The organism is Neomicrococcus aestuarii (assembly GCF_014201135.1).
In the GTDB taxonomy this organism is placed as follows: Bacteria; Actinomycetota; Actinomycetes; order Actinomycetales; family Micrococcaceae; genus Neomicrococcus; species Neomicrococcus aestuarii.
On sequence record NZ_JACHDR010000001.1, the window covers coordinates 1844070 to 1856741 of the forward strand.

The 12672-nt window shown below is 59.8% G+C and carries 11 protein-coding genes; 9 read left to right on the forward strand and 2 right to left on the reverse strand.

Annotated elements, in window-relative coordinates; genetic code table 11:
* Positions 1-112: 112 nt before the first annotated feature.
* Positions 113-895: an SDR family oxidoreductase gene (locus tag HD598_RS08295; RefSeq protein ID WP_183665120.1), complete on the forward strand. Its 783-nt coding sequence runs from the start codon at positions 113-115 to the stop codon at positions 893-895.
* Positions 896-902: 7 nt separating this feature from the next.
* Here the strand turns inward: HD598_RS08295 and HD598_RS08300 are convergent, their stop codons facing one another.
* Positions 903-1649: an IclR family transcriptional regulator gene (locus tag HD598_RS08300; protein ID WP_183665121.1), complete on the reverse strand. Its 747-nt coding sequence runs from the start codon at positions 1647-1649 to the stop codon at positions 903-905.
* Between the two features lie 161 nt (positions 1650-1810).
* On the opposite strand from HD598_RS08300, the gene HD598_RS08305 reads away from it, so the two are divergent.
* The 3 genes from HD598_RS08305 (at position 1811) to HD598_RS08315 (ending at position 3958) form a co-directional block, all read left to right on the forward strand.
* Entirely contained in the window at positions 1811-2263 is a 453-nt protein-coding gene (locus HD598_RS08305) for a VOC family protein (protein ID WP_183665123.1), read from the forward strand.
* 81 nt (positions 2264-2344) lie between these two features.
* On the forward strand, positions 2345-2962 hold the full coding sequence (locus HD598_RS08310; protein WP_183665125.1) for a malonic semialdehyde reductase: 618 nt from the start codon (positions 2345-2347) through the stop codon (positions 2960-2962).
* A gap of 15 nt (positions 2963-2977) precedes the next feature.
* Positions 2978-3958, forward strand: a complete 981-nt coding sequence (locus HD598_RS08315; RefSeq protein WP_311538996.1) for an aldo/keto reductase — start codon at positions 2978-2980, stop codon at positions 3956-3958.
* Positions 3959-3964: 6 nt separating this feature from the next.
* Here HD598_RS08315 and HD598_RS08320 read toward each other — a convergent pair whose 3' ends face one another.
* Entirely contained in the window at positions 3965-6139 is a 2175-nt protein-coding gene (locus HD598_RS08320) for an acetoacetate--CoA ligase (protein WP_183665127.1), read from the reverse strand.
* 140 nt (positions 6140-6279) lie between these two features.
* Here HD598_RS08320 and HD598_RS08325 point away from each other — a divergent pair, with 140 nt between their 5' ends.
* The 5 genes from HD598_RS08325 to HD598_RS08345 all read left to right on the forward strand — a co-directional run bounded on the left by HD598_RS08325 (position 6280) and on the right by HD598_RS08345 (position 12670).
* A complete protein-coding gene (locus HD598_RS08325) occupies positions 6280-6927 on the forward strand; it encodes a TetR family transcriptional regulator (RefSeq protein ID WP_221244623.1) in 648 nt (215 codons plus the stop codon).
* A complete protein-coding gene (locus tag HD598_RS08330; protein WP_183665129.1) occupies positions 6928-8562 on the forward strand; it encodes an MDR family MFS transporter in 1635 nt (544 codons plus the stop codon).
* Positions 8563-8733: 171 nt separating this feature from the next.
* Positions 8734-9609, forward strand: coding sequence for an SGNH/GDSL hydrolase family protein (locus HD598_RS08335; protein WP_260170520.1), 876 nt, complete (start codon positions 8734-8736; stop codon positions 9607-9609).
* Positions 9610-9618: 9 nt separating this feature from the next.
* On the forward strand, positions 9619-10890 hold the full coding sequence (locus HD598_RS08340; protein ID WP_311538997.1) for an MFS transporter: 1272 nt from the start codon (positions 9619-9621) through the stop codon (positions 10888-10890).
* Positions 10891-11107: 217 nt separating this feature from the next.
* Positions 11108-12670, forward strand: coding sequence for an HNH endonuclease signature motif containing protein (locus tag HD598_RS08345; protein ID WP_183665131.1), 1563 nt, complete (start codon positions 11108-11110; stop codon positions 12668-12670).
* Positions 12671-12672 lie beyond the last annotated feature (2 nt).

The following is a 12672-nucleotide window of genomic DNA, read 5'->3' on the forward strand; positions in this document are numbered from 1 at the left end:
CGTGCCACCTGACGGAACGCGTGTCAGTGCGGCTTATGTGGAATAGATTCGCGAGTTGTTGTGTTGACAGTGGCATCAGACGAAACATCACTGAGACCAAAGGAAAGGTGTCATGCAACGCTTTGAAGGTAAGTCAGTAGTCATCACCGGAGCAGGATCGGGACTGGGCCGCGCTGCAGCGGTTCAGGTTGCCAAAGAACAAGGCAAGTTGACGTTGGTGGACCTCAATGAAGCAGGCCTCAAGGAAACCGAGGAGGCGATTCGTGAAGTAGCTCCGAATGCTGAATTGCTCTTGGTGACCGCCAACGTTGCTCAAGAAAGCGACGTTGAAAACTACGTTTCTGAAGCTGTAAAGAAGTTTGGTCGCATTGACGGTTTCTTCAACAACGCTGGAATCGAAGGCAAGCAGAATCCCACCGAAGATTTCGGATCGGACGAGTTCGGCAAGGTCATCAATGTGAACCTCTCCGGCGTTTTCTACGGCCTCAAGCACGTACTGAAGGTCATGCGTGAGCAAGGATCTGGCGCCGTGGTAAACACCGCTTCCGTCGGCGGCATCCGAGGCGTGGGTAACCAGTCCGGTTATGCGGCTGCCAAGCACGGCGTGGTGGGCCTGACTCGTAACTCGGCCATTGAGTACGGTCAGTACGACATTCAGATCAACGCCGTTGCACCTGGCGCCATCATGACCCCCATGGTCGAAGGTTCGCTCAAGCAGATTGATCCAGAGAACTGGGAAGAGGTCGGCAAGCAGTTCGTCCAGCCAAACCCCATGAAGCGTTTCGGTAAGCCAGAGGAAGTCGGCCAGCTCGTGGCCTTCTTGCTCTCAGGCGACGCCGGATTCATCAACGCAGCGGTCATCCCCATTGATGGTGGTCAGTCGTACAAGTACTAAGCCGCTCTTATCCCAGCTCCGCCAGAATGTCCTGAGCAGCCCGCTGGAGGCGAGCTACGGCGTCGTCCTCAATATCTGAACGGGTAGCAATCACGTTCAGGCAGGCAGCCGGCCCGCCGTGCGGCAACTGAAGTGGAACCGCAAAACCGTACATGAGCGGTTCCACTTCGCCGTACGTCTTCGTGTAACCGCGGCTGGTCGCTGCGAGCACCTCAGGGTGCGCGGAGGAATCGTGCGGGAGAAGTGACGAGATCGCGTGTCCGGCAGCCCCGCGATCGAGCGGGTGCGTGCTCCCTTCGGAAAATGCCACGTGGTACGAACCGCTACGAGGGGAGACCACCAGCACGGCCCGGGCGGTGCTTTCTTCCAAAATAATCAGCGCGATCGCGGCGCCAAGATCGTTGGACGCTTCCTGCAAATGTTTCGTTGCGGCGGACCGCACGCTGGAGTACGCAGCAACAGCGAGCTCGCTCAACCCAAACGAACCCCGAATCTTCCCGTCCGCACCGCGATAGACCAACGCGGCATCAGCCAGCGCATTGAGCAACCGGTACGCCACCGTACGGTGCACCTTGAGAAACTCGCCCACCTCAGCCACCGTCACGCCATTGGACGCTGCCACAAACTTAAGCGCCTCGATCCCGCGGGTCAGCGTTTGAGAACCGCTCGTGCGGGAGGACGGCGCGGCAGAGTTCGCGGAGTCAACTTCGAGTCCCGCCGGGTCAGCTTCAGGATGTTCATGGGTGGGTGACACCCCACGATCATGACACGAGGGCCGGGATTTCTGACGCATGGGTTTCTCAATGCTGAGCGTGAAAAATCTTTGGAAGGGCTCTATCTAAGTGTCATGGTGGGGTGGCATATTGTGTGGCGGAGGGTGTCGGCTCTCCCTGTCACACAGTGAAAGGCATTGAGATGACGTACAAACTCGCCACCTACATCAACTTCGAAACATCTGCTCGACAGGCTGTGGAGTTCTACCAGTCCGTCCTGGGCGGCAAACTCACCATGAGCACGTTCGGTGAATACGGCATGGCCCAGAGCGAGGACGAAAATAGCCTCATCATGCACGCCCAGCTGGAGACCGATTCCGGTGCCGTCATCATGGCCTCGGACACGCCCGCCTACATGGAAAAGCCCAAGCACGGCGGCTTCTCCGTGGCGCTCTTCGGCGATGACTATGAGAGCGTCAAGGACAAGTTCGCGGCGCTCGCCGAGAGCGGCCAGATCCTCGAGCCCCTCGTGAAAGCGCCGTGGGGCGACTACTTCGGAATGTTGCAAGACCAGTTCGGAATCGCCTGGATGTTCAATATTTCCGGCGGCGGGCCAGACATTGCGGCGGAACCCGAATCCGGTGCGGATAGCTAGACGTGGTCCAAGGGCTCTCTGCGTGACTTAGGACGACGACGCAGCTCAATTCCGCGCGCCCATTTGCGGAATACTGGGAGCATGACCGTAGAAAATTTCGCAGAGAACCCGCCGATCGAACAAGACGCCCTCAATCAGATCTTTGTTCAGGCACACACCGCTTACCGCTTCGATTCCGATTACCAGGTTTCTGATGATGACTTGGTCAAGATTCAGGAGCTCGTGGTCCTAGCGCCGACGGCGATGAACAGCCAGCCCATGCGGATTACCTGGGTGAAGTCCCGCGAGGCCCGGGAGCGTTTGGCGGAGCACATGTCCTCCAACAACAAGGAGCGCACGCTCACCGCCCCTATGACCGCGATCCTCTCCTATGATGACAACTATTCCGAGCACATGGGCCTTGTTGCCCCACACGCTGTGGGCATGACGGAGAAGCTCGCTGCGGATGCGAAGGCCCGCCGCGGTATGGGCGAAATGAGCTCTCACTTGGAGGGCGGCTACTTCATTCTTGCGTTGCGCGCTCTCGGCTTCGCGACCGGCCCCATGGCAGGTTTCAGCGTTGACGGCGTCAACAAGGAGTTCTTTGAAGGCACCGGTAAGAGCGCGTTCATGGTGGTCAACTTCGGCCGCGCCGGCGAGAACGCGTACCGCCCACGAGCACTGCGTTTGAGCTTTGAGCAGCAGACGGAGTCCATCTAGCTCTAGGCTGGGGGCGTGACTTCACCAAACACGCCACTTATTTACGGATGTATGGGTCTGGGAGGGCCGTGGGAACCGGGGCCGCTCAGCGCGCAGCCGGACGCCACGGCCCTCGTCGACCAAGCGCACGCCGCCATTGACGCGGCGCTCGCGGCCGGCATCACCACGTTCGATCACGCGGACATCTATAAGCACGGCCGCGCGGAAGAGGTCTTCGGCCGCGTGCTCGCCGAACGCCCCGACCTGCGGGACAGGATCAGCATCCAATCCAAAGTCGGCATCATCCTGGGCGACCCCCAGCGCTACGATTCCTCGCGCGCTCACGTAAGCGGCGGCGTCGTACGAATTCTGGAACGCCTGGGAATCTCCCAACTGGACGCCCTCCTCATCCACCGCCCGGACCCGCTGACCTCGTGGAACGAGCTCGCCGAAACCCTGAGCGCGCTGCGTGAGGAGGGGCTGGTCAAGCGGTTCGGCGTCTCGAACATGTCCGCCGCGCAGCTCGCCGCGTTCGAGCGAGCCTTCGGGGAACCGCCCGCGGTGGCGCAAGTGCAGCTCAGCCTGCAGCACCGCAACTTGCTGGAATCCAGCATCCTTTTCAACGCCACGAGCGAGCCCGTGGAATCCGGTTTCGTGGAGTACTGCGGCGCGAAGAAGGTGGAAATTCAGGCGTGGTCGCCGCTCGCGGGCGGGCTCTTTGATCCCTCTCGCCAGCACGACGACGCCTCCGCTGCGGACCCAGCCGGGTCAGGAGCCAACGCTCTCGCCGCAAGCCGCTGCGTGGTCCAAGAACTCATGGATCGCTACTCGTGCTCAAGCGAAGCCGTAGTTCTTGCGTTCCTGCTCAAACTCCCTTGGGGCGTGCGCCCGGTCATCGGCAGCACGAACCCCGCGCGCATCGCCGCGAGCGCCGACGCGGCGACCGTCGCTGAGCAGATGAGTCGCGAGGACTGGTACCGCTTGTGGACGGCCGCGCGCGGCGTCTCGGTTCCGTAAGTTTCCTTACGCGTCGGAAGGTTTCGCGGAGGAGATCTTCTTGTCGCGGTACGCGTTCGCGCGCGCCACAAACCAGTCGATAGTCTCCGGGTTCTGCAGTGATCCGCGGTTGACGGCGCGTTCGGGATCGTGACCTGCGAAGAGCTTTTTCACGGGCACTTCGGTGCGTTTTCCAGCGTGGGTCGTGGGCACGCCGGGCACTGCGATGATCTCGTCTGGGACGTGACGCGCTGAGGTGCGTGAACGGATGGTGGTCTTGATTCGCTCCGCGAGTTCGGCGCTGACTTGGCCGTTCTCGGTGGTCTGGCCATCGCGAAGCACCACGAACAGCGGCATGTAGTACCCGCCGTCGGCTTCCTCCACGCCGATCACGAGCGAATCCGTGACCTCAGGAATGTGCTGCATGGCGTTGTAAATATCCGCCGATCCCAAGCGCACGCCCTGACGGTTTAGCGTGGCATCGGAGCGTCCGTGCACCACAAACCCGCCGCTCGGCAGCTCGGTGATCCAGTCGCCGTGCGTCCACACGCCCGGGAACTTCTCGAAGTACGCGTCGCGGTACTTTTGACCATCGGCATCGCCCCAGAAAAACACGGGCATCGACGGCATGGGCCGCGTGATGATCATGTCGCCCACATCGTTGAAGACGCGGCGTCCGCTGTCATCCCACGCCTCCACGGCCACAGCGAGCTGCGGGCTCTGAAGTTCGCCCAAGCGCACCGGCTCAAGTGGGTTGGACCCCAAGAATCCGCCGCAAATGTCCGTGCCGCCCGAGTCCGAACCCAAGTGCACGTCCGGCTTCACGTGCGTGTGCACCCACGACCATGTGGAATCCGGGAGTGGCGAGCCCGTGGACATGATGGACCGAAGCTTGGTCAGGTCATGTTCGGCGCCCGGAACCAGGCCGGACTTCTCCACGAGAGAAAGATACGCCGCGCCCGTGGCGAACATCGTGGCGCCGGTTTCGGCAATGAGTTTGAACTGCTGATCCACGCGGCCGGCCATGGGCGAACCCGCGTACGTGACTACTGATGAGCCGGTCGCGAGGTTGTTCACGAGCGTGTTCCACACCATCCAGGAGGTGTTCGCGGCCACGTAGTAGAGGTCGCCGCGGCGCATGTCGTGGTTGAGGCCGGGGCCTTTGAGCGCTTCAAGCAGCATGCCGCCGTGCCCGTGGACAATGCCCTTCGGCTTGCCCGTGGTGCCGGACGAAAACAGCACCCACAGCGTGTGCGCGAACGGGACGCGGTGATAGCTCGGCTCCGTTGCGGGTAGCGGTTCTTCCAGTACGACGCCGCCGCTCGGCAATGCGCGGTAGCTCAGGACGCTCGGCCTACTTGGAACGACTGCGTCGTTTGGGTTGCCCGCGGCGGCTGCGTCGCTCGAGTCGCCTGAGGAGTCAGCGTCGATGCCGGTGGGGACCAGAATGCGCGTCGTGACGGACGGGAGCTGATTCGCGATCTCTACGAGTTGGGCCGAGCGGTCAATGATCTTGCCGTTGAACTGGTAGCTCTTGACGCCGAAGAGAACCTTTGGTTCGAGCTGCTGAAGGCGGTCCAGCGTTGCTTGCACTGACAAGTCAGGGGAGTTGATGGTCCAGACCGCGCCGATCGAAGCAGCCGCGAGTAGTCCGATCAACGCTTCCGGGATGTTCGGCAAGTACGCTGCCACGCGGTCACCGGGCTCCACGCCGCTGTCTTTGAGCAGCTGCGCGAGCTGGGCGACGTTGTTCTCGAGCTGCGCCCAGGTGAACCCTGACTGGGTGCCGTCTTCGGTGACGTTGAGCAGTGCCACTTCGTCTCGTTGCTCAGGTGAGTTGGCGTACTTGAGGACGTTCTCAGTGAAGTTCAGCGTGGCGTTCGGGTACCACTCCGCGCCCGGCATCATCTCGCGGGTGAGTGCTCGTTCGTTGTCGCCGAAGCCTTCGCCGAGGACATCGAAGTAGCGACGTACCGCATCCCAGAATCCGCTCGTGTCATCGACGGACCACTTCAGGACATCTCGGTAGGTCTTGAGTTCAATCCCGCGGTGCTCCAGAGTCCACTGCATGAAGTCCCAGAGCGTGGTGTTGTGCTTGAACTCTTCACTGGGTTCCCACGTGATCTCTCCGAGGTCGATGGTGGTTTCCAAAGGAAGTTGGTGCGGCGTTGCACCCGACGGTGTGGTGGCAGTCACGTTCATGATTTCGATACTAAATCACTGTCTTGGGCCACCCGCTTTTAGTGAAAGAGCGCTACGTCATAGAGCGGTGTGACCAAAATACATGCACCAGTGCAACTTTGCACTTGTGCAATATTGCACTGGTGCAATAAAGTATTCCGGTGACCGAATGTAAAACCGAGCTCTCTCTGCGCGAACGGCGCCAAGTGGAGACGTGGACCCAAATCCATGAAGCAGCTCTTGACCTGGCGCTCGCCGACGGCCTTGCCGCCGCCACGATTGACGCCATTGCGGACCGCGCCGGCATCTCCCGCAGAACCTTTTTCAACTACTTCCCGTCCAAGGAAGACGCCTTGCTGGGGCTACGTGCCCCGCAATTGAGCGACGAAGTGCGTGAGCGCTTCCGCATCAGCAAGGAACCCACCTTGTTGCGCTTGACCCGTCTGGTTCGCGGCACGGTCCGCGAAACTTCGGCAACGGACAAGCTGGGGCGCACGGCTGACATGAAGCGCCGCAAGGAGTTGGTGCATGCGCACCCCGAGCTCGCGCTGCGGATGAAAGCGCATATGGGTGCTGTGTCGGAGATGCTCACCAAGGAACTTGAACGCGCTGAGCGAGAGGTCGCCGCGGGACTTGAAGAACCCTTGGGCGACGGCTTGACCCATGAGGATGCTGAAGCGGCCATCATGTTGGCCAATTCGATTCTCTTGCACGCATTCAAAACTTATGGCGAAACCGCACTTCATCGGGAATCTGATGCGATCATCCGATCCCTTGAGACTTTTAGAAACCTTCTGGAAAGCAAATAAATGAGTTCACTTAACGAAGAGGTGGCAGTTTCGGCCACCCAAGAGGCAACTGATCAGCCTCTCACTAATTCACATCGAGAACCCGGGAACCAACCGGACAAAACTGACGTAGCGGTTGAAAAGCCAGCTAAAGAAGAGAAGACCGCTCACCTCGGCCTGATTTTCGCGGCACTCATGGTTTCCATGTTGCTGTCCTCGCTCAACCAGACCGTACTTTCCACCGCGCTTCCCACCATCGTGGGCGAGCTCAACGGTGTGGAGCACATGTCGTGGGTTATTACGGCGTTCATTCTTGCCAGCACCATCATGATGCCGATCTACGGAAAGCTTGGCGACATCTTCGGCCGTAAGCCGTTGCTGTTGTTTGCCATCAGCACGTTCTTGATTGGTAGCTTCATCGGTGCGATTGCGCCGGATATGAACATGTTGATCCTCGCTCGCGCTATTCAGGGTATTGGCGGCGGCGGTTTGATGATCCTCTCGCAGGCCATCATCGCGGACGTTGTTCCTGCTCGTGAGCGCGGCAAGTACATGGGCGTCATGGGTGGCGTCTTCGCGTTCTCCTCAGTTGCCGGTCCGCTGCTTGGCGGTTGGCTCACTGAGGGCCCGGGCTGGCGCTGGGCGTTCTGGATGAACGTGCCGCTCGCGATTATCGCGTTCGCTGCCGCAGCCACGCTGCTCCACATTCACAAGCCTGTTCATGAGACCCGTCCAAAGATCGACTACCTCGGCATGGCCCTCATCGCCATTGCCACCACGGCGATCGTGCTCGTGGCGACCTGGGGTGGTAACCAGTACGAGTGGAACTCTGCCGAGATCCTGTCCCTCATCGCCGCCGCTGTTGTTGCCTCCGTGCTCTTTGTCTGGGTGGAGAAGAAGGCCGCGAACCCAGTGATCCCTATGGGTCTTTTCAAGAGCAAGAACTTCAACCTCACCACGGTCGCCGGCTTGGTGACGGGTATCGCGATGTTCGGCGCTATCGGCTACATGCCAACGTACTTGCAGATGGTGACCGGTTACGGTCCTACCGAAGCTGGTCTGCTCATGATTCCGATGATGGCCTGCTTGTTGGTCTTCGGCATCATCGTGGGCCGTTACGTCACGGCCACCGGTCGTTACAAGAAGGTCATGATCGCCGGTTCCCTCGTGACGGCGCTGGGCCTCTTCATGCTTTCCACCCTGCAGGTGGATGCTCCGGTCTGGTTGATCTGTGTATACCTCGGCATCATGGGTATTGGCTTGGGCGCTGCGATGCAGCTGTTGACCCTCGTGGCTCAAAACTCCTTCCCGATTTCCATGGTGGGCACCGCGACCGCCGGCCAGAACTACTTCCGTCAGGTCGGCGCAACGCTCGGCTCGGCTGTGGTGGGTTCGGTCTTCGCCTCGCGCTTGGGCGACTTGCTCAGTGAGCGCTTGCCGCAGGCCGCGGGCGGCGGAGATGCTCACGCGAGCTCCTCGCTGACGCCGGCGATCGTCAATTCCCTTCCGGAAGAGATCAAGAACATCGTGATTAGCTCTTACAACGAGGCCCTCGTTCCGCTGTTCTTCTGGCTCGTTCCCGTCATGCTCATCGGCGTGATCGCGTTGCTCTTCGTTGAAGAGAAGGCGCTCGCCACCAAGATTGAGCGCGACTAAAACCCTCGCCTCGCCTAGCGCAATTCCCGCTGTGGTGAGGTAAGCAGTGAACTCAAGCTGCGGCGTCGTACTAGAAATTACGACGCCGCAGCTCACTTTAAGCGGTGACCGCCATGCTCCGTTCACGCAATATTCACAGAACGGTCAGCTTGGGTTCTTAGGTTGGGGAGTATGCCCAATTATTTGATGGCCGGGGGAGCCCGACTGACCGTGCGGCCTGGGCGATTTGTAGCTATCGGGGACTCGTTTACCGAGGGTGTGGGTGACTGGGACCCGCGGTTGCCCAACGGTGTGCGCGGGTGGGCGGACCGTGTGGCGAAGCAGCTGTCCAAGGTGGATCCGCGGTGGGAGTACGCGAATCTGGCTATTCGCAGCAAGAAGCTCGGCCCCATTGTGGAAGAACAAATTGACCACGCTCTCGCGCTGGAACCCACGCTGATTTCGTTTTATGCGGGCGGCAATGACATTTTGGAGCTTCGCCAGGACATGGACGATCTGCTGGAGCGGTATTCGGCCGCGGTGGATCGGCTCTGCAGTTCAGGCGCACAAGTGGTTCTCTTTACGGGATTTGACGTGCCGCTTCATCCTTTGTTAGGCGCCATGAAACGGCGAAATCATGTGTTCAACGATGCCGTTCGGCAGATCGTGAAAGACAACGCTGATCGCGGTGCGGTGTTGCTGGATTATTGGACGCTTGATGCGTATCGCGACCGGCGCATGTGGGATGACGACAAGCTCCACATGAACCGAGCCGGCCACCGCTATTTGGCAATTCAGTTTCTTGAGCTGTTCGGAATTGATCACTTTCTAGAATTTGAACCATTTGGGCCATCGCAGCGAGTGGGGCCCGTGGGCTACACCGTGCGCGAAGTGGAATGGTGGCGCGAAGTGGTCATGCCGATGTTCGGGCGGCGCATGCGTGGTGTCACGTTGGGGGATACGCTCTCGCCGCGCTGGCCCGAACTCATACGACCGGCCGAGGGCATGAAGCGGATTTACCGGAAACGTTTGAAAGTCGAGTCTCATCTAGGTGCGCTGATCACCTAAGATCAAGTGGTGAGTGACGCGCCAAAGACCGTGCCGCCAGCCGCCAGGCCTGCTGCGGCTCTTGCGGAGCCGACTCAGCGCGTGCGCGCGTCCTGGACCGCCGGTGTTGTGGGCGTCAACTGGGGAATCAATACCGTATTTTTTGCACCCATCAATGTGCTCATTGGCCTGCAAGCTACCGCAATTGATGCGCCCAATAAAGAAGCAATCCTTTCTCTAGTAACCGCCTTTGGTGCGTTCGTTTCCCTGGTTGCCAATCCGCTGAGCGGCGCACTGTCCGACCGCACCACGTCCCGCTTCGGTCGACGCCGCCCCTGGGTTTTAGGCGGAGCGTTGGTAGTGGTGGTGGCGCTGCTCATCATGTCCGGAGCTACGACGGTGGCGATCATGGTGGCGGGCTGGTGTCTTGTGCAAGCCGGCGCTAACGCCATGTATGCCGCGATCTATGCCGCGATCCCGGACCGAGTGCCCTTGGAACAGCGGGGTCTCGTGGGCGGTTTGGCCGCGATGGGGCAAACTCTCGGAATTTTGACCGGTGCCGCGGTGGGCTTTGTCATTGCCGGAAACGTGCCTTTTGGGTACCTGCTTTGTGCCGGGATTCTGGTGCTTAGCGTCCTCGTGTATGTTTTTCGCGGCGATGACCCGGCGCTTCCGCGCGATGCCGTTGGACGTTTTGAATGGCGAAAGTTCTTGGCAGGGTTTTGGATTTCCCCCGTCAAGTATCCGGATTTCGGGTGGGCCTGGCTCACGCGCTTCCTAATGTTCGTGGGTAATCAGCTCACGATTGTGTACTTGCTCTTCTTCCTCACCGATGTCATCCAGCATCCGGACCCAGCCGGCGGAGTGCTGATTCTGACCGGCGCATATGCTGTCACCGTGGTGATTACCACCGTGATCGCAGGCAAATGGAGCGACCGCGCAGGCAAGCGACGAGTGTTCGTAGCTGGATCATCCGCGATGATTGCGTGCGCCGCCGTCATCATGGCGTTTGCTCCTACGTTCCCCGCTGCTTTGGTGGGGGCCGTGGTCCTGGGGGCTGGATTCGGTGCGTATCTTGCCGTTGACTTCGCGCTGTTGACGCAAGTGTTGCCATCGAGCGCTAGCCGCGGCAAGGACCTTGGCGTTATCAATATCGCCGCCTCTCTGCCGCAAGTGATCGCACCGACCCTCGCTTTCCTCGCAGTCACCTATTTCGGCGGGTACCGCACCATGTTCATTGTGGCGGCCGCGATCGGGCTGCTGGCCGCTGTGCTGGTGTACCGGATCAAGTCGGTGCCGTAGCCGACACCAGCGGGCGGCAAGTTCACCCATGTTTCGTAAGCAGGCGTCGTCGTACTGGCTGAATCGAACCACTATGCGATAGCGAAGGTGACTTCCTTGGGTGATTTTCGGTTCACAAATCACCCACACGCGGTGTTTTTCGTCGTATTTCATGCGGCTTGTCCACAAAAATCGACGTAAGTTCTAAGTGTCAGGGGTCACTTCTAGAGTTGTATGCATGGAGGAATTAGTTCCGGCTGCACATCCCAATCCGCCTACCAAATTGACCGTGAATGCGCTTCAAGAAGAGTTCGCGCATCTGCAATCCCGCATGGCCCAACTGCGGATTGCCGCGTCCCGAGTGGATGCAACGCCCACCCAGCTCGATCAGCTGGGACTGTCCATTGAGACGTTGAGCCATGAGGCTGGCCGCACCCAGGTCACACTCGCGTTCCGAATGGAGCAAGAGATCAATGCGCTGAATGCTGAGAAGAAGTTTTCTACGGGGCGTTCGCCTTTCCGGTCCGTCAAAGATCGGCTTTCCCAAGTGCTACATATCAGCCCCGGTGAGGTTCAGCAGCGGCTGAACACCGCCCATGGGGTGATGGCTGTGGAGGCCCCTAACGGCGACACGGAGACGGCCCATCCTTTCGTGGCGACTGCGTTCGAAGACGCTGCTCTGCCCGTTGCGTTGGCCGCCAAGATCATTGGCGCCGTTGATGGTTTGCAAGCGCCCATTCAGCAGATCAGCTCGGATCCTGTGGAGGCCAAAGTGCTTTCCGAGCGGATCGAGGCTTCACTCGTAAAAGCGGCCTTGAGCTCGACTCCCAAGGCCGTGGAGCGGGAGAAGCGGAACTGGGAGAACAAGATCAACGCGGCGGGCGTCCAACCCACGTTTGAAGTGAAGAGGGACTTCCAAGGTGCCTACTACCAAGGGAAACACTTTGGGCTGCACAAGTGGTCCTTTCTGATGGATGCCATCCAACATGAAACCTTTCTGACGGCCATCGCGCCAGAGGCCAACCCTCGCTCGGCGAATCACGATCCGGCCGGTGAACTGTCGGGGAATCGTCGGCAGGGACAGGGGCGCGGTCAGGGGCGCGGTCAGGGCCACGGGCAGGAGTCTGAAGTCGATGAGATTCCTGTGGCGCTAGACCAGAATGGCAAGGAGATTGAAGCTCCGAAGGACACTCGTTCGCTCGCTCAGAAGCGCCTTGACGGGGCAATTCATGCGCTGACCGTTGGTCTTCAGACGGGCAAGCTATCCATCAACGGTGGGTATCAGCCGCAGATTGTGGTGAATATTGATCAGAAGACGCTCGAGGCTGATCTCGCAGCCACCGATGCAAACTTCCGGTCTGACGCCGTCCACTCGGGGCCAATCAACCCGCGCTCCATCCGGCAACTCGCCTGCAACGCAGAGCTATTACCGGTGGTTCTGGGCGGTGACTCGCAAGCAATAGATGTGGGATCTCGAAAGAGACTCTTTACCGCGGAGCAACGAAAAGTCCTCTACGCCCGAGACAGAGGATGTACGTTCCCCGGATGCGCTAGCGGGGTAGACCGATGCGAAGCTCACCACGTCCAAGAGTATTCGCGAGGCGGCCCCACCACCTTGGAGAATGCGGCCATGGTGTGCAGACATCATCACCATCTGGTCCATGAGACGGGATGGACTATCACCGTGAGAAACGGAGTGCCCTTCTGGAGCCCACCACCCGAGGAAAGCTCGAGTAACCAACTCATGCGCAACGCCTACTTCCACCCTGAGAAGGCTGGGCAACTTCAAATCACGGCCTAGTT